This is a genomic window from Allobosea psychrotolerans (genome assembly GCF_002917105.1).
Lineage (GTDB): Bacteria > Pseudomonadota > Alphaproteobacteria > Rhizobiales > Beijerinckiaceae > Allobosea > Allobosea psychrotolerans.
Window position 1 is genome coordinate 359,323 of the sequence record NZ_PQFZ01000004.1, and the last position, 17,801, is coordinate 377,123.

Genomic DNA, 17,801 nt, shown 5'->3' on the forward strand with positions numbered 1-17,801 from the left:
CCGCCGGAGTAAAGTTTCGGGACAGGCTCTAAGGCCGTCCGGTCCGATCGGAGACTGCATGTCGGAGACGAAATGCCTGATCGGCGTCACGCTCGACGAAGCCTCGCTTGGGCGCGGTTCTCCGGATCAGGAGCATGAGCGCGCGGTCGCGATCTACGATCTGATCGAGCGCAATCGCTTCGCGCTTCCCGGCCATGATGGCGGGCCCTATCTGGTGCATCTGGCGCTGGTCGAGCGCCGGCTGGTCTTCGACGTCCGACAGGCAGATGGCGTTCCCGTCGTCGCGCATCACCTCTCGCTGACGCCATTGCGGCGCATCATCAAGGACTATGCGCTGGTCTGCGAGAGCTACTACGCCGCCATCCGCACCGCCACGCCCTCGCAGATCGAGTCGATCGACATGGGCCGGCGCGGCCTTCACGACGAGGCGGCGCACATCCTGGTGGACCGCCTCGCGAGCAAGGTCGAAATCGATTTCGACACGGCGCGGCGGCTCTTCACGCTGATCTACGCATTGCACTGGAAGGGCTAGGGAGGGTGGAGCCCGCCGCCTCGCGCAAGGTTCAGAGCGTGCTGTTCATGTGTGCGCAGAACGCGGTGCGTTCGCCCATGGCCGAGGCGATGGCCAAGCACTTCTTCGGCAAGTCGATCTATGTCCAGTCGGCCGGGGCCAGACGGGGCGAGGTCGACGGCTTCATGCTCACGGTTCTCGACGAGATCGGCATCGACGCGCACAAGCACAAGCCGAAATCGATCGAGGAGCTGGAAGAGTGGGAGGGGTTGAATTTCGACCTGATCATCTCGCTCTCGCCGGAGGCTCACCATAAGGCGCTCAATCTGACGCGCACGGTTGCTGCCGATGTCGAATATTGGCCGACGATCGACCCCACGGTCGTGCAGGGCTCGCGCGAGCAGGTGCTGGAGGCTTATCGCGAGGTGCGCGACGGGCTGATGCGACGCATCAAGGACAGGTTGAGGGCCTGACGAGTCCTTTCAGCGCACCAGCAGGGAGCCGCCGCAGCGTACGCCGGTAACCCAGCTGTCGGCCTGGCCGAGGCCGATGCCGAGCGTTCCGAGCACACTGGTGAGCAATTGGTCGATCGGGGTCGCCGCCGCCGTGACGATGCCGCTGACGAGGTTGCCGACGCCGCCGAGGTCCAGTCCCAGCGGGTCGAGACGGACCACGAGATCGCCGAAGAGGCGTGACAGCAAGGTCGCGATGAAATCCTGCGTCGAGGTCGTGCGCTTGTCGCCGCGCAGGATCTCCGGATAGGTGAAGCTCACCGGCGTCTCGGCCAGGTTCGTCATGGTCGCATGCGCCCGCAGCGTCACTTTGAGTCCAAGGACGTTCAGGACCACGGCGGCGGGCGGGTTCGGCGCCGTGCTGAAGTTGTTGAAATCCGTCAGCGAGACCTGCCCGATCCAGGCGTCGACCACGGCCGGTGTCACGCCGAGCGTGACGCGGGAGGTGGTGACGTCTCCGGGGGTGCACTGGACGCTCGTAAGCTTCGCGGTCGCGGCTGCGAGCTCGAGATAGAGCGGCAGGCTTACCAGCGAGGCTTGTCCACTGCCGACGAGGTTGATCGTCAGCATCAGGCGGGTCTGGGCGGTGTGGACGGTCGCGCCCGCCCGTCCGACGCTGACGAGGCTCGTACCCACTGGCCGCTCGCCGATGGCGAGCTTCAGCGAGACCGCCGCGAGGCCGGGGATGTTGATGGACAGCCCCGTGTCGATCGAGCGCGTACCATTGGAAATCTGGGCGACCGCCGAGACGAGGTCCAGCGCCGTAAGCGAAGCCACGATCTGCCCCGGCAGCGACAGCGCTGTCTGGCCCGCGGGGCCAAAGGAGATGAGCTTGGTCAGGTCGACGCGCTGCGTCGAGTTGGCCGTCGCCGCGGCCAGCTGCGAGAGCGCGTTGTTTGCCGTCACGCTGCTGGTGCTGTTGTCGCGTGCGGCCTGCTGGGCGGCATAAAGCACGTCGCCGAGTTTCACATTGGCCTTCAGCACGTCGTCATAGGTCACGGCCGACAGATTCGCGCGCACCGCCAGGTATTTGGAGAATGTGAACAGGTCGATCCGCGCCTGTGCCAGCCCGTTGTAGTCCATCACGGAAAGGGAGACGCTGCTGCCCAGGAGCGAACTGAGCAGGCTGTTCAGGAGACCGCCGTCCAGTTGCGCCAGCCGCGAGCCGACCGCGAAGGCGGCCTGCGCATCCTGCACCGCGATGGCGCTGCTGCCGATCGGCACATCGCCGCTCGAGAAGCTCGCCAGCGTCGTGCTGGCCTGGGCCGTGCTTGACGGGCTGGCCGCGAGAACGCGGCCGAGCAGCATCTGCGTGACGCCGCGCATCTCGACCTTGACGGCGTTGGCGGTCGTTCCCGTGCTGGGCGTGAAGCGGTTGCTGACCGGTATGGTCGCGTCGGCGTTGTAGATACCGGTCTGCACGGTCAGGACGGTGTTGGCCGGGTAGCCGTTGCTGCCGGCGGTGGCCTGCGCAGCAGCCTTGGCGCGCGGCAGATCCGCCGCGGCTGCAAGTGCCGCGAGATCGTTGGCGGTCTGCTGCCGCCTCTTCTCATAGAAGAAGCTGCCGACATCGACCGCCATCGCACCAAAGCCGAAAAGGACGAAGATTCCGGCAGCAAAGAGCAGAGCCGCACCACCGCGCTCGTTCTTGGCAAAGGCTTTGAAGCTGCGATTCATCACGGCCTCCTGCGAGGGGCGAGAGCAAGGATCTGGGTCAGTAGCCGCCGCGCTGGATGACAGCTTGGCGCACAACCGTAGGTGGTGGCAGTGAGACGAGGGAGGCGAGGCTCTGGAAGAGCGTGCCGGACATGTCATAGGCGACCGCGACCGAGAAGGTCTGCTGCGGCGGGCCGCTCTGGGCCGTCGTCACGGTCACCTTGGTCGGATCGAGGAAAGCATAGGAGGATGCGTTGGCCGTGACGAAAGCGCGCGCGATCTGGGCGCGTTCGGCATCGGTTACACCGGAAACGGAGGCGCGAGCGGCTTCGGAGGCGACTTGCTGGATGCCGTGATAAATGCCCAGAACATAGCCGTAACCGATGATGCCGAAGATCATCAGAAGCAGGACTGGCGCGACCATCGCGAATTCGACGGCGCTCGTGGCGGCTTCGTTCCGACGGAACCGGTTTGCTGAGGTCCACATGGGATGCGCCTTCCGGTATTTAAATACTATCTACAGTTGTAATCCTCAACCTCTTAAAAACTGTAAACGGAAGCGCTCAGAACCAACGCGGTTAGGCCTTGCCTTCATCTTTAAGTAAAACTTTACGGTAGTGGCCCCAGTTCATCCGGAAACGCGCAGAAACCTTGCCGCCTCCGGAGAGACTTACGTCCCATGACATCGGGAAGCCTGATCGGAGCCTCCGCCAATAGCGGGCGGGCTGCGGCGCTGCGGGATGGCTGCATCGTGGCGCTGGCTCTCATGGCTGTCAGCCTTGCTGCCGTGCTCAGCTTGCCTCAGGCCTCGATCGGTCGGGCCGTGCCGCAGGCGATCATCTTCCCACCATGGCTGCCGCAGCAGGACGCGATGGCGCGAAGCCTCGCGGCCGGGCATCGCGTCCTGCGTGGTGGCATTTCACCTTTCATCGTGATCGTGGCCGAGGCCGGTGCCGAGGCGGCCAGACCGCGAGGCGCCCTGCTCATGCTGGCGCTCGCTGGACTCGCCGGCTGTCTCGATTCCCGCGTGTCCATGGAACCATCCCTATGATCTGGACCTTGACGGGCATTCGCGTCGCCGTCGCGCGCGTGCTGCTAGGCCTCGCATTCCTGCACGTTCCGATCCTGGCGTTGAGCATCGGGTTCCGCGGCGGGAACATCCTGCTGCCTGCGTCCTGTGCCTTATTGCTGGCTGTGGGTGCTTTGCTGCTCTATCTGCGCCACGGCGTCGCCATCGTCACGCAGCTCGTCATTGCGCTGGTGCTGATCGGTCAGGTCTCGATGCTGGTCTACAGCTTCGCCGGCCATCCCTGGCAGCCCGATACGCATATGTATTATTTCGCGGTGCTGGCCTTGCTCGCCGGCTTCTGCGACTGGCGCCCCATCATGATGGGCGCCGCCTTGACCGCGCTGCACCACCTCGCCCTGCAATATATCTTGCCGTCGGCCGTGTTCTATCAGGGTGGCAGCCTCCTGCGCGTGCTGTTGCACGCTGTGATCGTCATCATCGAAACCGTGTTCCTGGCGGCACTTGCCGTAATCCTGGGGCGCATGTTCGCGACCAACGAAAACAGCTTGCAGCGCGCCAACGAAATCGCCGAGCGCGAGCGGATGGCGGGCGAACGCGAAAAGCGCCAGGCGGAAGAACTCGGGCGGCGCGCGGAGGCGCTGCGCGAGATCGTCCAGAACTTCCGCTCCCAGATGGAGCGGGCCATGGCTGTGCTCGATCGCTCGGCCGAGACCATGCAGGGCGGGTCGCGCGAACTGACCGGCACGTCGGATCAGGCGCGCCAGCAGATGGCGTTGGTCTCGGAGGCCGCGGGCGCGACGACGCGCGGCATCGATCAGCTCGCCAATGCGAGCGGTCAGCTCGCGGAATCGATCGGTGAGATCGGCCGAAACGTCACGCATTCCGCCGACGGTTCCAAGAACGCAGCCGATCTCGCGCGCCGCGCCAGCGATGAAATCGAGGACCTTGCCCGCAACAGCGAGAATGTCGGGGCCGTCGTCGAGATCATTCGCGGCATCGCGGCGCAGACCAGCATGCTGGCGCTGAACGCCACGATCGAGGCGGCGCGCGCCGGTGAGATGGGGCGCGGCTTCGCGGTTGTCGCCAGCGAGGTGAAGACATTGTCGGCGCAGACCGCTCGCGCCACCGACGAAGTCTCAGGCCAGATCCATGCAATGCAGATCGCCTCGCAGCGCTCGCTCAAGGCCATCCGCGACATCGTTGGCGCCATGGGCGAAGTCGAGAAGGTGGCCGAGGCGATCGCGGTCGCGGTCCATGAGCAGGATCGCGCGACCGCGGAGATCGCGCGCCAGGTCCAGCTTTCATTCGAGGGCGCCAGGCGTGGCGTCGACGTCGTCGGCAATTTCGAGCTGATGACGGTGCGCACACATGATGCGGCGGAACAGCTGCAAGAGGCGGCCGATATACTTGCCGCGCAGGCACACAGCATCCGCCATGAGGTCGCAGCGTTCTGTACTCTGGTCGCGGCGGCCTGAGCGCTACCAGGGGCGGCCCGGCCCCACCGCGCCGATCTCGAGCCAGGTTCCCAGCGTCGCCGCGATGTCGGCGAAACTCTCGCGCCGGCCGATCGAACCCGGAGCTACGCCAGGGCCGAAGGCGAGAATCGGCGTGTGCTCGCGCGTATGGTCAGTGCCCGGCCAAGTCGGATCGTTGCCATGATCGGCGGTGATCATCGCGATATCGCCCGGCCTCAGCCTAGCCTCCAGAAGCGGCAGTGCCGCGTCGAAGGCTTCCAGTGCGGCGGCATAGCCCGGCACGTCGCGGCGATGGCCGTATTCGCTGTCGAAGTCGACGAGGTTGACGAAGCAGAACCCGCCATCGGGCAGGCGCTCCAGCGCCTTCAGCGCGGCCTCGAACATCGCGGCATTGCCGAAGGGCTTGATCTCTTCGCCGGTCGCGCGATGGGCGAAGATATCGCCGATCTTGCCGACGGTGATGACCGTGCGCGCCTGCGCCGCCAGCCGGTCGAGCAGGGTCTCGTCAGGTGGCGGGATGGCGAAATCCTTGCGGTTCCCGGTGCGCTTGAAGCCATCCTCGGCCGTCCCCAGGAAGGGCCTTGCGATCACGCGGCCGATCTTCAGCGGGTCGACGAGAAGGCGCGTCTTGCGGCAGAGCTCGTAGAGCCGCTCCAGTCCGAACAGCTCCTCGTGAGCTGCGATCTGGAGCACGGAATCGACCGAAGTGTAGCAGATCGGCTTGCCCGACCGGATGTGCTCCTCGCCGAGCTCGTCGATGATTGCGGTGCCCGACGCATGCTTGTTGCCGAGGATGCCGGGCAGGGCGCCTTGCTTGACGATTGCTGCGACCAGATCGGGCGGGAAGGAATTCTCCAGCGCGGTGAAATAACCCCATTGGAAGGGCACGGGGCAGCCGGCGATCTCCCAGTGGCCGGACGGCGTGTCCTTGCCCTGGCTGATCTCGACGCCGTAGCCATACTGGCCTTCGGGAGCGATGGGCTTGACGATGCCGGCGAGCGGTCTGCCGGTGGAGGCTTCGCAGGCATGGGCAAGGCCAAGGCGTACCAGATTGGGCAATTTGAGCGGCCCCTTGCGCAGGCCCGCGCGATCACCCCTGCCATCCGCGCAGGCTTGTGCGATATGCCCCAGCGTGTCGGCACCCTCGTCGCCGTAGAGATGTGCGTCCCGCGCTCCGCCGCAGCCGACGGAATCGAGCACGATCAGGATGGCGCGAGCCATGCTCAGTCCTTCACGGCGGCGACGCCGACGGGTTCGAGGTTGAGCGCCGCTGCGAGCAGGGCCTGGGTATAGGCCTCGCGAGGCCGGGCGAAGATCTCTTCGGCCGGCCCCTCCTCGACGACCTTGCCGTTCTGCATCACCATCACCCGGTGCGAGAGCGCCCGCACGACCTTGAGATCGTGGCTGATGAAAAGATAACCGAGTTTGCGCCTGGCCTGGAGATCGCGCAGCAATTCGACGATCTGCGCCTGAACCGACATGTCGAGCGCCGAGGTCGGCTCGTCCAGCACGACGAATTTCGGGTCGAGCGCCATGGCGCGCGCGATCGCGATGCGCTGGCGCTGGCCGCCGGAGAATTCATGCGGGTAGCGGTCCATCGCGCTCGGATCGAGCCCGACATCATCGAGGGCCCGGGCGACGATCTCGCGCCGCTGGGCATAACTCAGCCCGGTTTGCTGCACGGTCAAGCCTTCGGCCACGATCTCGGCCACCGACATGCGCGGCGAGAGCGACCCGTAGGGATCCTGGAAGACGACCTGGAGATCCCGGCGTTCGGGCCGGACGGCGGCGCTGGTGAGCCCGTCGATGCGGCTGCCGAGGAAGACGATCGGCCCCTCCGACGAGATCAGGCGCAGGATGGCGAGGCCGAGCGTCGTCTTGCCGGAGCCGGATTCGCCGACGACGCCGAGCGTCTCGCCCTCGCGCACCTTGATCGCGATGCCGTCGACCGCCTTCACATGCCCGGTGGTGCGGCGCAGGAAACCGGATTTGATCGGGAACCAGATCTTCATCGGTCCGGCCTCGAGCAGCGTGGCGGCGCCCTCCGCGACGGGCGCCGGGCGGCCCTTCGGCTCGGCTGCGAGCAGCCGCTTGGTGTAGTCGTGCCGGGGATTGCCGAAGATCTCGTCGACCGGTCCCTGCTCGACGATCTGGCCCTTGAGCATGACGCAGACCCGGTCGGCGATGCGCCGGACGATGCCGAGATCATGAGTGATGAACAGCATCGCCATGCCGAGCCGGCCCTGAAGCTCCTTCAACAACTTGAGGATCTGGGCCTGAACCGTGACGTCGAGTGCGGTCGTGGGCTCGTCGGCGATCAGCAGTTCGGGTTCGTTGGCGAGCGCCATCGCGATCATCACGCGCTGGCGCTGCCCGCCCGAAAGCTGGTGCGGATAGGCCTCCAGGCGACTTTCCGCATCGCGGATGCCGACCAGCGCCAGGAGTTCGAGCGTGCGGGCGCGCGCCTTGTCACCGCGCAGGCCTTTGTGCAGCTCGAGGATCTCGCCGATCTGCCGCTGGATCGTGTGCAGCGGATTGAGCGAGGTCATCGGCTCCTGGAACACCATGGTGATGTCGTTCCCGCGCACCTTGCGCATGGCATCCTCATCGGCCGCGATCAGATCCTGGCCGTTGAACATCACCTTGCCGGAAGGGTGATGCGCGGAGGGGTAGTTCAAGAGCTTCAGGATCGAGAGCGCCGAGACCGATTTGCCCGAACCCGACTCGCCGACGATGGCGAGCGTCTCGCCCTTGGCGATCTGGAAGGAGACGCGGTCGACGGCCAGCGTCTCGCGCCCGCCCTGGCGGAAGGCGACGGAGAGATCGTGGACGGAGAGGAGGGGGGCGGGGGTCACGCGAACGTCTTTCTCGGGTCGAACGCATCGCGTACGGCCTCGCCGATGAAGATCAGCAGCGACAACATCAGCGCGATCACGACGAAGCCCGAGAGGCCCAGCCATGGCGCCTGCAGGTTCGATTTCCCCTGCGCCAGCAATTCGCCGAGTGAGGGCGAGCCGGGCGGCAGACCGAAGCCGAGGAAGTCGAGCGAGGTCAAGGTGGTGATCGAGCCGTTCAGGATGAAGGGCAGGAAGGTCAGCGTCGCGACCATTGCATTGGGCAAGAGGTGCTTGACCATGATGGCGCGGTTGGAGAGGCCGAGCGCACGCGCGGCGCGGACATATTCGAAATTGCGCGCCCGCAGGAACTCGGCCCGCACCACGCCGACGAGCGCGACCCATGAGAACAGCAGGAGGATGCCGAGCAGAACGAAGAAGCTCGGCGTGATGATCGCCGCCACGATGATCAGCAGGTAGAGCGCCGGGATCGAGGTCCAGATCTCGATGACGCGCTGGAAGATCAGGTCGGTCCAGCCGCCGAAATAACCCTGGATGGCGCCTGCCGCGATACCGATCACGGACGAAATCGAGGACAGGATCAATCCGAACAGGATCGAGATGCGGAAGCCGTAGATCAATCGCGCGATGACGTCGCGGCCCTGGTCGTCGGTGCCGAGCCAGTTCCATTCGAGGTCGCGGCAGCCCGTGCCGCCGCTGCGCTCGGCGATGACGCGGCATTGCTCGTCCTTGAGCAGCCAGGTCGGCGGGGCCGGTGCAGGGACCGGCAGATCGAGATTATGCGTCTGGTAGCTGTAGCGGATCAGGGGCCAGACAGCGTAGCCATTGGCCGCGATCTCCTTGGCGATCACCGGGTCGCGATAGTCGGTCGTGGCCAGGAAGCCGCCGAACTTCTCCTCAGGGTAGTTCACCGCGACCGGGAACAGCCATTCGCCCTTGTAGCGTACGATCAAGGGCCGGTCGTTGGCGATGAACTCGGCGAAGAGCGAGAGTACGAACAGCGTCAGGAAGATCCAGAGCGACCACCAGCCGCGCCTGTTGGCCTTGAAGTTGTTAAGCCGGCGCCGGTTGATCGGCGAGAGCTTGAGCCAGCCCTGGTTTGCCTCCGGCGGGGCCAGCGGCGCATGGCTGCGCAAGGCTGGCGGCGGCGCGTCGATCAGCGTGTCGCTCATTGCCTCAGGCCTCCCGCGTCTCGAAATCGATGCGGGGATCGACCCAGGTATAGGTCAGGTCGGTGATGAGGTGCACGACGAGGCCGATCAGCGAGAAGATGTAGAGATTGGCGAAGACGACCGGGTAGTCGCGGTTGACGATCGCCTCGAAGGACAACAGCCCCAAGCCGTCGAGCGAGAAGATCGTCTCGATCAGCAATGAGCCGGCGAAGAGTGCGTGCACGAAGGCGCCGGGGAAGCCGGCGATCACGATCAGCATGGCGTTGCGGAAGACGTGGCCATAGAGCACGCCGCGCTCGGAGAGCCCCTTCATCCGGGCGGTCAGGACGTATTGCTTCCTGATCTCGTCGAGGAAGGAGTTCTTGGTCAGAAGGGTGGAGGTGGCGAAGGCGCCCAGCGCCATCGCGGTGACGGGCAAGGCGATGTGCCAGAGATAATCGATGGTCTTGCCGAACAGGCTGAGCTGCGCCCAGTTCTCCGAATGGAGCCCGCGCAGCGGAAAGATCTGCCAGAACGAGCCGCCGGCGAAGAGCACGATCAGCAGGATCGCAAAAAGGAATCCGGGGATCGCGTAACCCACGATCACGATTGCGCTGGTCCAGGTGTCGAAGCGCGAGCCGTCCTTCACCGCCTTGCGGATGCCGAGCGGGATCGAGATCGCATAGGACAGGAACGTCATCCACAGGCCGAGCGAAATCGAGACCGGCAGCTTCTCCTTGATCAATTGCAGCACGGGCGCATCGCGGAAATAGCTGCGCCCGAAATCGAAGCGGATGTAGTCGCCCAGCATTTTCAGGAAGCGCTCATGCGCCGGCTTGTCGAAGCCGAACTGCTTTTCGAGCTCCTTGATGAAGGCGGGATCGAGCCCCTGCGCGCCGCGATAGGCGGAATTCGAATCACCGCCCAATTGCGCGCCGGCATCGCCGCCCTGGCCGCCGCCGACGCGATCCGACGCGCTTCCGGCCGCCGGATTCTGCAATTGCGCGATCACGCGCTCGACCGGCCCGCCGGGCGCGAACTGCACGATGATGAAGGAGATCAGCAGGATGCCGAACAGCGTCGGCACCATCAAGGCGATACGTCTCGCGATATAGCTCAGCATGCTGGTTCACTCGGTCCTTCTGGCTGGGCCAATAACGCCGAGATGAGTGTCAGCGAAGCGCGTAGCATATTTCAGTCCATAGCCCAGCGCCCGGTCGAACTCGACATGAGCGGCCCAGATCAAGGCCAGGGCCAGCATCATGGTGGATCCCGAAGCCGTGGCGGCAACGCCCAGCAGGACCGGGCCGATCAGGCAATGGGCGGCGTTGTAGATGGCGGAACCCAGCCGGGGGCCGGAGAGATAGCCGAGCATGGCGAGATCAGGCGCCAGGATAAGCCCTGCGAAGACCCACCACGAAACGCCCGTGCGGGCAAAAAGCCAGACGCTGAGCCCGCCGAGCAGGGCGCCTTCGAGACGCAGGAGCAGATTCGGAGCTCCCGTGACATGGCCCTGCATGAGCATCGCCATGTTCAGGCTTTCCCGATGCGTTTGGCTTTTTCGGCGTCGTACCACCAGATCCCCGGCGCGCCGGAGGAGTATTTCGGCTTGGTCTGCGGCCTGTCGAACATGTCCCAATAGGCCAGCCACTCATGGGCGTTCCACCACATCGGAATCCAGTAGCGCCCGGCCCGCAGCAGCCGGTCCAGGCATTTGGCGGCGATGACGACCTCGGCATAGCTGTGGGCCTGCCCGATCTTCTCGATCATCGCGTCGATGGCGGGGTGGGCAATGCCGGCGGCATTGCGCGAGCCCCGCGTCTTGGCGGCCTCGGAGCCATAGACGATGCGCATGCTGTCGCTCGGGATCGAACTGCCTGTGAGCGCGCGGCTGATGATGTCGAAATCGAACTCGTCGAGGCGGCGCTGATATTGCGCGGCATCGACGATGCGCGAGGTCGCATTGATGCCGAGGCGCTTGAGGTTGGCCTGGAAGGGTTGCGTGTGCGGCTGCAGCGCCGGTTGCGAATCGAGGAATTCGATCTCGAAGGGCTGGCCATTGGGCAGCTTCAGGACATTGCCCTCGCGCTTGCAGCCGGCGGCGCGCAGCATCTCGTCGGCCCGGCGCAGCAGATTGCGGTCGCTACCCGAGCCGTCCGAGACCGGCGGCAGGAAGGGCTCGTCGAAGACCTCGTCGGGCACCTGGCCGCGGAACGGCTCAAGCAGCTTGAGTTCCTCGGCCGAAGGCTTGCCGACGGCCTTGCAGTCGGAATTCTCGAAATAGGAGGTCATCCGGCTGAAGGACGAGAACATGATGTTCTTGTTGGTCCATTCGAAATCGAAGCACAGCCCCAGCGCCTCGCGGATACGCGGGTCGGAAAACTTGTCGCGGCGCAGATTGAAGATCCAGCCCTGCGAGCCGATCGGCTCCGTCTTGGGCAGGGATTCCTTCTTGACCTTGCCTTCCTTGATCGAGGGGAAATCGTAGCCTGTCGCCCAGATGCGCGAGGTGAACTCCTCCTGGAAGGTGATGATACCGCTCTTGAAGGCCTCGAACGCGACCTGCCGGTCGCGGAAATACTCCCAGCGCACCCGATCGAAGTTATTGGTGCCGATATTCACGGGCAGATCCTTGCCCCAGTAATCCGGCACGCGCTCGAACTCGATGAAGCGCCCCTGCTCGAAGCGGCCGACCTTATAGGCGCCCGAGCCGAGCGGCGGCTCCAGCGTCGATGCCTCGAAATTGCGAGTCGACCAGTATTTTTCGGAGAACACCGGCAGGCCGGCGACGATGAGATGCAGGTCGCGGCTGCGCTTGGGGGAGAGCTGAACGACGACGATGTCGTCGCCCTCGGCTTTCGACGAGACCAGTTCGTTCAAGGTCAGGCGGAAGGAGGGGTGTCCCTTGCTCTTGAGCAGATTCATGCTGAAGGCGACGTCGGAGGCGGTCACCCGCGTGCCGTCATGGAACCTTGCCTCCGGCCGAAGCCGGAACCGATAGGTCAGCTTGTCCTGCGAGATCGCCACGCTTTTGGCCAGGAGGCCGTAGAGCGAGCCCGGCTCGTCGCCCGAGCCCGCCATCAGGCTGTCGAAGCAGGCGTCCATGCCCGCCGCGCCGTCGCCCTGGAGCACGAAGGTGTTGAGCGTATTGAAGGTGTCGAAGCCCTGGTTGCCGCCGGCGCGCTTGATCTGCATCGTCAGCGTGCCGCCCTTGGGCGCCTTGGGATTCACATAGGCGAAATAGGGAAAATCGGCGGGCAGCGCCAACTCACCGAAGGTCGAGAGGCCATGGATTTCCGGCTCCTGCGCGAGGGCAAGCGCAGGCAGGCTCGCGCTTGCCGCCAGGGCGCCTCCGGCCTCGATCAGCCTGCGGCGGGTGATGCGCATCGCCATAGTCTCGGATCTCCCTTCGATTCGCCGGTGCATTATGTCGTGCATGGGCGCGGACGCCAGCAATTGCCGGATTTGCCGTCATGGTGACGGCAAGAGCGTGGCGTCGGCAAGAACTTGGTGACGATGAGAACTTGGTGACGACAATGACTTGGTGACGACAAGCAAAAGCCGGGCGCGACGGCCCGGCTCGATATCGTCCCCGATGCGTCTGGTTTACGCAGGATTACTTCGGCAGCGCCTTGGGCGAATCCGACAGCGTGTCGAGATAGGCGATCACGTCGGCGCGCGTATCGGGCTTGCTCAGGCCGGCGAAGGCCATGATCGTGCCGGGCATATAGGCCTTGGGGTTCTTCAGGAAGCCGTCGAGCTGCTCGGCCTCCCATTTCTCACCGGCCCGGCCCTTCATCGCGGCCGAGTAGCCGAAGCCTTCGACAGAACCCTTGGGGCGGGCATAGACGTCGTAGAGATGCGGGCCGACCTTGTTGGGGCCGCCCTTGTCGAAGCTGTGGCAGGCCTTGCAGGCGCCGACGGCCTTCTCGCCCTTGGCCGGATCGGCCTTGGCGAGACGCACCGTGATCGGCTCGTCGGCTGCGGGTGCAGCCGCCCCACCCGCCGCGGCGGGTTCCTCGCTCGGCAGGTCGAAACCGGGCACCGCCGGCTTGTGAGGCGTAAAGACGATCCCGGAGATCATGCTGAGTCCCATCACCACGAGCAAAGTGGAGAGAACCGCTCCGGCGATCTTGTTGGTTTCGATATCCATCGTATCCGAACCCTCGGCCCACCGACGCAGGTAGCGCGGGAAGCAAGACAGCACTTTGGCCGGGGCCTGGAAGCGCCGACACCCGAGCGTTGCTTAACCGCTTTGCGCGCTGCAATGCAACTCGTATAAGCACCCTCCGCTTTGAGACCTTTTGACGCTTCCCGCCGTACCCCCTGCGGCCCAGCCGAGCCTGCCCCGATGTCCGACCCGCTGATCCTGATTCCCGCCCGCATGACCGCGACGCGTCTGCCGGGCAAGCCGCTGGCCGATATCCATGGCGAGGCGATGATCGTGCATGTCTGGCGCCGCGCCATGGAGGCCGGCATCGGCCCTGTCGCCGTCGCGACCGACGAGGCCCGCATCGTCGACGTGATCGAGAAGGCCGGTGGCCGCGCCGTGCTCACCCGCGCCGATCATCCCTCGGGCTCGGACCGGATCAAGGAGGCGGCCGACATCCTCGATCCCCAGGGGCGGCACGATGTCATCGTGAACGTTCAGGGCGACCTGCCCACCATCGATCCGCGCGTGATCGCAGCCTCGGTCGGGCCGCTCTCGGATTCGGCTGTGGATATCGTGACGCTCGCCGCGATCATCACGCGCGAGGACGAGAAGACCGAGCCCAGCGTCGTCAAGGCGATCGGCAGCGAGATCGCGCCCGGGCGCATGCGCGCACTCTACTTTACCCGCGTCACCGCGCCGGGCGGGGAAGGGCCGCTCTATCATCACATCGGCCTCTACACCTATCGCCGCAAAGCGCTCGACCGCTTCGTCTCGCTGCCGCCCTCGCCGCTTGAGAGGCGCGAGCGGCTGGAGCAATTGCGCGCCATCGAGGACGGCATGCGCATCGACATCATCGTCGTTGACGACGTGCCGCTCGGCGTCGATACCCCCCATGATCTGGACCGCGCCCGCGCGATCCTGTCAGCCCGCGCCGGAGCCTAGAGTTTCATGCCTCTCATCGTGTCCTATCAGGGCGAACCCGGCGCCTTCTCGTCGCAGGCGGCCCTGCAGGTCTTCCCCGATTGCGAATTGCTGCCTTGTGCGACCTTCGAGGACGCGCTGGCGGCAGTCAGCGACGGCACGGCGCGCTACGGCATGATCCCGATCGATAATTCGATCGCCGGCCGCGTCGCCGACATCCACCATCTGCTGCCGCGTTCGGGGCTGCACATCATTGGCGAGCACTTCCTGCCGATCCGCTTCCATCTGATGGCGCTGAAAGGCGCGACGCTGGCCACGTTGAAGACGGTGCAGAGCCACATTCACGCGCTCGGCCAGTGCCGAAAGATGATCCGCAAGCTCGGCCTCAAGGCCGAGGTCGCGGCCGATACGGCGGGGTCCGCCCGGCAGGTCGCCGAGGCCGGCGACCTGACCCGTGCCGCGATCTCGCCGCGCATCGCCGCCGAGGTCTATGGCCTCGAGATCCTGATGGAGGATATCGAGGACGAGAAGCACAACACCACACGCTTCGTGATCCTGTCGAAATATCCGGAATTCGCCCGCCAGGGCCCGGCGAAGACGGTGACGACCCTGGTCTTCCGCGTCCGCAACATCCCGGCCGCGCTCTACAAGGCGCTCGGCGGTTTCGCGACGAACGGCATCAACATGACCAAGCTCGAAAGCTACATGGTCGATGGGCATTTCTCCGCGACGATGTTCTACCTCGACGTCGAGGGCCATCCGGACGATCCGCATCTGAAGCGGGCGTTGCAGGAGCTGGAGTATTTCTCGAAGGAGATGAAGATCCTCGGCGTCTACCCGGCGCACGCCTTCCGGGAGAGTTTCACGGAGGCGGGCGAGTAAAAAGGCGAACGGCGAATAGCGAGTGGCGAATAGGGCGCAGGGCGCATTTGCCACTCGCTACTCGCCATTCACCTCTTCCCCCTCCACGGCCCAGGCCCTGAGGATCGTGTTGGCAATCGCCAGATGCTGGGGGCTGGTGAAGCCTTCGGGGTGATTGCCCTCCAGCATCTGCAGAGCCTCGGCCCGCGAGAACCAGCGCCCGGCCTCCAGCTCCATGCCGTCGAGCACGATGTCGTCGTTGAGGGCCTCGACCAGGCAGCCGATCATCAGCGAACCGGGAAATGGCCAGGGCTGCGAGGCGATGTAGCGCACCGTGCCGGTGCGCAGGCCCGCCTCCTCCCAGGTCTCGCGGCGCACCGCATCCTCGAAGGTCTCGCCCGGCTCGATAAATCCGGCGATGCAGGAATACATGCCGGGCGCGAAGCGGGCCTGCCGGGCCAGCAGGCATTTGTCGCCGCGCGTGGCGAGCATGATCACGACCGGGTCGGTGCGCGGGAAATGCTGCGCGCCGCAGGCCGTGCAATGCCGCTTCCAGCCGGCCGAGTCGAGTTCGCTTGGGCCGCCGCATTGCGCGCAGAAGCGGTGGCGCGCATGCCAGTCGAGCAGCGCCTTGCCCTCGCCGAGCGGGCCGAGTTCATGGGCGGGCACGAGCCGTTTCAGCGCGACCGAGCGCAGATCGGTCAGCAGCACTTCAGGCCGTTCGCGCAGGGGGTCGGCCAGCGCCTTGTCGATCAACCGTGCGAAGCGCGGCGCGCCGTCAGGGTCGAGCCCGAGAAAGGCCTCTTCCAGCCCGGCGCCGAGCAATTCGGTCTCGCCATGGCTGAACCAGACCGATAGCGCCTCGCCCTCGAGCCGCTTCAGCACCGGCATCTCGCCCGCGAGCACGGTCAGCCGTGTATCGGAGCGATGGCGCAGTGCTGCGATCGCATCCGGCTTGTCGCGCAGATCGGCCCGGCGATCGAGATGGCTGGTGGCGAAGCCGGTCTGGGCCGAGCGTTCGCGGCGGTTGGAAGCATCGTTCATGGCTTCCGTCCTAGCTGCTCGTCACGGGGCCGCGCAAGCACGCTTCACGAAAAGCAAGCGCGCTTCACGAAAGGTTGCGCCCTCGCAGAAGGTGGATGATGGCGGAGAAATCGGCGCCGCCTTCGCCCCAGGCATTATGGATGCCGTAGAGCTGTGCGGCGGCGGCCCCGAGCGGCGTCGAGGCGCCGGCTGCCTGTGCGGCTTCCTGCGAGAGTTTCAGGTCCTTGAGCATCAGGGCCGAGGCGAAGCCGGGCTTGTATTCGTTGTTGGCAGGCGAGGTCGGCACCGGGCCAGGCACGGGACAATAGGTCGTCAGTGACCAGCATTGGCCCGAGGAGGTCGAGGCGACGTCGAACAGCGCCTGATGCGAGAGCCCGAGCTTCTCGGCCAGCACGAAGGCCTCGGAGACGCCGATCATCGAGATGCCCAGGATCATGTTGTTGCAGATCTTGGCGGCCTGTCCGTTGCCGGCGTCGCCGCAATGCACGATGCGCCGGCCCATTGCCTTGAGAATGGGTTCCCCCAGCGCGAAGGCGTTGTCCGCGCCGCCGACCATGAAGGTCAGCGTCGCGCCCTTGGCCCCGCCGACGCCGCCGGAGACCGGTGCGTCGAGCGAGAGGCAGCCGTGCTCGGCCGCCAGCGCATGCGCCCTGCGGGCGCTCTCGACATCGATGGTCGAGGAATCGATCAGCAGCGCGCCCGGCTTCACCGAGGGCAGGATGTCGGCCCAGACGGAGAGCACATGCTTGCCGGCCGGCAGCATGGTGACGACGATGTCGGCTTCAGCGACCGCCTCCTTGGCCGAGCCGGCGATCCCGACGCCGAGCGCGGCGGCGGCGTCCTTGGAGCTCTGGGCCAGATCGAAGGCGCTGACCATTTGCCCCGCCTTGACGAGATTGCCGGCCATGGGGCCGCCCATATTGCCGAGGCCGATGAAGGCGATTCTGGTCATGGTCGTACCCTTTCATTCCTCTTGACGGAATACTCAGTGCGGAATATTTTTCCGAGGCTTTGATCCGATCGTTTGCTCACAAGGAAGCCGGACTCCTGTTTCACGACAGGCCTGTCCGGCGTTTCGCCGCGATCGAGCGCGCGGTCCGGCGTAAGCTGTTGCTGCTGCATGTCGCTGCCAGGCTTGATGACCTGCGCGTGCCGCCGGCAAACCGGCTGGAGGCGTTGCGGGGCGATCGGGCAGGACAGCACTCGATCCGCGTCAACGATCAATGGCGAATCTGCTTCATCTGGAAGGAGGGCGAGGCGCATGACGTCGAAATCGTCGACTATCACTGAACCCTTGGCGACCCTGTCGCCCCCGCTGCTCTCGACGGGGAAGGAGGAGATCTTGCTCGCGCCGATCCCGCCCGGCGAGGTTCTGCTCGAAGAGTTCATGAGGCCGCTCGGTGTCAGCCAGAACCGGCTCGCGCGCGATATCGACGCGCCGGTCAGCCGCATCGCCGGCATCGTCAAGGGCGAGCGGGCGATCACGGCCGACACCGCGCTGCGGCTAGCGCAGTTTTTTGGCACGTCGCCGGAGATGTGGATGGCACTGCAGAGCGACTATGATTTGCGGGTCGCGCGGCAGGCGTCCGGCCGCATGATCGAGAAGCGCGTGAGGCCGTTAGCTGCATAGGC

19 protein-coding genes are annotated in these 17,801 nt (G+C 65.4%); 8 read left to right on the top strand and 11 right to left on the bottom strand.

Translation table 11 applies throughout. The annotated features are described in order from the left end of the window. The first annotated feature begins 58 nt into the window (after window positions 1–58). Together CYD53_RS09750 and CYD53_RS09755 are read left to right on the top strand one after the other, a co-directional pair. Window positions 59–532, top strand: a complete 474-nt coding sequence (locus CYD53_RS09750; RefSeq protein WP_103717862.1) for a UPF0262 family protein — start codon at window positions 59–61, stop codon at window positions 530–532. A gap of 47 nt (window positions 533–579) precedes the next feature. Continuing rightward, the gene (locus CYD53_RS09755; protein WP_103717965.1) at window positions 580–984 is read left to right on the top strand and encodes an arsenate-mycothiol transferase ArsC; all 405 of its coding nucleotides are present in this window, start codon (window positions 580–582) and stop codon (window positions 982–984) included. Between the two features lie 9 nt (window positions 985–993). Here CYD53_RS09755 and CYD53_RS09760 read toward each other — a convergent pair whose 3' ends face one another. Both CYD53_RS09760 and CYD53_RS09765 read right to left on the bottom strand, forming a co-directional pair. After that, window positions 994–2,700: a pilus assembly protein TadG-related protein gene (locus CYD53_RS09760; RefSeq protein WP_181011783.1), complete on the bottom strand. Its 1,707-nt coding sequence runs from the start codon at window positions 2,698–2,700 to the stop codon at window positions 994–996. Window positions 2,701–2,737: 37 nt separating this feature from the next. Further along, the gene (locus CYD53_RS09765; RefSeq protein ID WP_103717864.1) at window positions 2,738–3,166 is read right to left on the bottom strand and encodes a TadE/TadG family type IV pilus assembly protein; all 429 of its coding nucleotides are present in this window, start codon (window positions 3,164–3,166) and stop codon (window positions 2,738–2,740) included. A 192-nt stretch (window positions 3,167–3,358) separates the two neighbouring features. On the opposite strand from CYD53_RS09765, the gene CYD53_RS30205 reads away from it, so the two are divergent. Together CYD53_RS30205 and CYD53_RS09770 are read left to right on the top strand one after the other, a co-directional pair. Then, complete coding sequence (locus CYD53_RS30205) at window positions 3,359–3,730, top strand: hypothetical protein (protein WP_181011785.1); 372 nt, start codon at window positions 3,359–3,361, stop codon at window positions 3,728–3,730. Next, on the top strand, window positions 3,727–5,184 hold the full coding sequence (locus tag CYD53_RS09770; RefSeq protein WP_181011786.1) for a methyl-accepting chemotaxis protein: 1,458 nt from the start codon (window positions 3,727–3,729) through the stop codon (window positions 5,182–5,184). The genes CYD53_RS30205 and CYD53_RS09770 overlap by 4 nt, the downstream gene beginning before the upstream one ends. A gap of 3 nt (window positions 5,185–5,187) precedes the next feature. Here CYD53_RS09770 and CYD53_RS09775 read toward each other — a convergent pair whose 3' ends face one another. The 7 genes from CYD53_RS09775 to CYD53_RS09805 form a co-directional block, all read right to left on the bottom strand. Beyond that, entirely contained in the window at window positions 5,188–6,405 is a 1,218-nt protein-coding gene (locus CYD53_RS09775) for a phosphopentomutase (RefSeq protein ID WP_103717866.1), read from the bottom strand. A gap of 2 nt (window positions 6,406–6,407) precedes the next feature. Beyond that, window positions 6,408–8,039 (bottom strand): ABC transporter ATP-binding protein, encoded by a 1,632-nt coding sequence (locus tag CYD53_RS09780; RefSeq protein WP_245928164.1) that lies wholly within the window; start codon window positions 8,037–8,039, stop codon window positions 6,408–6,410. Further along, window positions 8,036–9,211 (bottom strand): ABC transporter permease, encoded by a 1,176-nt coding sequence (locus CYD53_RS09785; RefSeq protein ID WP_103717868.1) that lies wholly within the window; start codon window positions 9,209–9,211, stop codon window positions 8,036–8,038. Before CYD53_RS09785 ends, CYD53_RS09780 begins: the two co-directional genes overlap by 4 nt. A gap of 4 nt (window positions 9,212–9,215) precedes the next feature. Further along, window positions 9,216–10,313 carry a microcin C ABC transporter permease YejB gene (locus CYD53_RS09790; RefSeq protein WP_103717869.1) on the bottom strand — a complete coding sequence of 366 codons (1,098 nt, stop codon included), beginning with the start codon at window positions 10,311–10,313 and terminating at the stop codon, window positions 9,216–9,218. 6 nt (window positions 10,314–10,319) lie between these two features. After that, window positions 10,320–10,721, bottom strand: a complete 402-nt coding sequence (locus CYD53_RS09795) for a DUF4260 domain-containing protein (protein ID WP_245928165.1) — start codon at window positions 10,719–10,721, stop codon at window positions 10,320–10,322. A gap of 2 nt (window positions 10,722–10,723) precedes the next feature. Next, window positions 10,724–12,583, bottom strand: a complete 1,860-nt coding sequence (locus CYD53_RS09800; protein ID WP_181011787.1) for an extracellular solute-binding protein — start codon at window positions 12,581–12,583, stop codon at window positions 10,724–10,726. A gap of 223 nt (window positions 12,584–12,806) precedes the next feature. Next, window positions 12,807–13,343: a c-type cytochrome gene (locus CYD53_RS09805; RefSeq protein WP_103717870.1), complete on the bottom strand. Its 537-nt coding sequence runs from the start codon at window positions 13,341–13,343 to the stop codon at window positions 12,807–12,809. A 198-nt stretch (window positions 13,344–13,541) separates the two neighbouring features. On the opposite strand from CYD53_RS09805, the gene CYD53_RS09810 reads away from it, so the two are divergent. Together CYD53_RS09810 and CYD53_RS09815 are read left to right on the top strand one after the other, a co-directional pair. Next, window positions 13,542–14,285, top strand: a complete 744-nt coding sequence (locus CYD53_RS09810; RefSeq protein WP_103717871.1) for a 3-deoxy-manno-octulosonate cytidylyltransferase — start codon at window positions 13,542–13,544, stop codon at window positions 14,283–14,285. Window positions 14,286–14,291: 6 nt separating this feature from the next. Further along, the gene (locus tag CYD53_RS09815; protein WP_103717872.1) at window positions 14,292–15,146 is read left to right on the top strand and encodes a prephenate dehydratase; all 855 of its coding nucleotides are present in this window, start codon (window positions 14,292–14,294) and stop codon (window positions 15,144–15,146) included. A gap of 57 nt (window positions 15,147–15,203) precedes the next feature. On the opposite strand, the gene nudC is transcribed toward CYD53_RS09815, so the two are convergent. Both nudC and mmsB read right to left on the bottom strand, forming a co-directional pair. Next, the gene (gene nudC, locus CYD53_RS09820) at window positions 15,204–16,169 is read right to left on the bottom strand and encodes an NAD(+) diphosphatase (protein WP_103717873.1); all 966 of its coding nucleotides are present in this window, start codon (window positions 16,167–16,169) and stop codon (window positions 15,204–15,206) included. A gap of 64 nt (window positions 16,170–16,233) precedes the next feature. Then, a complete protein-coding gene (mmsB, locus tag CYD53_RS09825) occupies window positions 16,234–17,121 on the bottom strand; it encodes a 3-hydroxyisobutyrate dehydrogenase (protein WP_103717874.1) in 888 nt (295 codons plus the stop codon). Window positions 17,122–17,180: 59 nt separating this feature from the next. Between mmsB and CYD53_RS09830 the strand changes: the two genes are divergently transcribed. Both CYD53_RS09830 and CYD53_RS09835 read left to right on the top strand, forming a co-directional pair. Beyond that, window positions 17,181–17,459, top strand: a complete 279-nt coding sequence (locus tag CYD53_RS09830; protein WP_103717875.1) for a type II toxin-antitoxin system RelE/ParE family toxin — start codon at window positions 17,181–17,183, stop codon at window positions 17,457–17,459. A gap of 52 nt (window positions 17,460–17,511) precedes the next feature. After that, on the top strand, window positions 17,512–17,799 hold the full coding sequence (locus CYD53_RS09835) for a HigA family addiction module antitoxin (protein ID WP_425428276.1): 288 nt from the start codon (window positions 17,512–17,514) through the stop codon (window positions 17,797–17,799). Window positions 17,800–17,801: the final 2 nt, after the last annotated feature.

Coding starts and splice junctions, on each gene's coding strand:
- CYD53_RS09750 (WP_103717862.1), top strand. CDS start 59: ATGTCGGAGACGAAATGCCTGATCGGCGTCACGCTCGACGAAGCCTCG.
- CYD53_RS09755 (WP_103717965.1), top strand. CDS start 580: ATGTGTGCGCAGAACGCGGTGCGTTCGCCCATGGCCGAGGCGATGGCC.
- CYD53_RS09760 (WP_181011783.1), bottom strand. CDS start 2,700: ATGAATCGCAGCTTCAAAGCCTTTGCCAAGAACGAGCGCGGTGGTGCG.
- CYD53_RS09765 (WP_103717864.1), bottom strand. CDS start 3,166: ATGTGGACCTCAGCAAACCGGTTCCGTCGGAACGAAGCCGCCACGAGC.
- CYD53_RS30205 (WP_181011785.1), top strand. CDS start 3,359: ATGACATCGGGAAGCCTGATCGGAGCCTCCGCCAATAGCGGGCGGGCT.
- CYD53_RS09770 (WP_181011786.1), top strand. CDS start 3,727: ATGATCTGGACCTTGACGGGCATTCGCGTCGCCGTCGCGCGCGTGCTG.
- CYD53_RS09775 (WP_103717866.1), bottom strand. CDS start 6,405: ATGGCTCGCGCCATCCTGATCGTGCTCGATTCCGTCGGCTGCGGCGGA.
- CYD53_RS09785 (WP_103717868.1), bottom strand. CDS start 9,211: ATGAGCGACACGCTGATCGACGCGCCGCCGCCAGCCTTGCGCAGCCAT.
- CYD53_RS09790 (WP_103717869.1), bottom strand. CDS start 10,313: ATGCTGAGCTATATCGCGAGACGTATCGCCTTGATGGTGCCGACGCTG.
- CYD53_RS09795 (WP_245928165.1), bottom strand. CDS start 10,721: ATGGCGATGCTCATGCAGGGCCATGTCACGGGAGCTCCGAATCTGCTC.
- CYD53_RS09800 (WP_181011787.1), bottom strand. CDS start 12,583: ATGGCGATGCGCATCACCCGCCGCAGGCTGATCGAGGCCGGAGGCGCC.
- CYD53_RS09805 (WP_103717870.1), bottom strand. CDS start 13,343: ATGGATATCGAAACCAACAAGATCGCCGGAGCGGTTCTCTCCACTTTG.
- CYD53_RS09810 (WP_103717871.1), top strand. CDS start 13,542: ATGTCCGACCCGCTGATCCTGATTCCCGCCCGCATGACCGCGACGCGT.
- CYD53_RS09815 (WP_103717872.1), top strand. CDS start 14,292: ATGCCTCTCATCGTGTCCTATCAGGGCGAACCCGGCGCCTTCTCGTCG.
- nudC (WP_103717873.1), bottom strand. CDS start 16,169: ATGAACGATGCTTCCAACCGCCGCGAACGCTCGGCCCAGACCGGCTTC.
- mmsB (WP_103717874.1), bottom strand. CDS start 17,121: ATGACCAGAATCGCCTTCATCGGCCTCGGCAATATGGGCGGCCCCATG.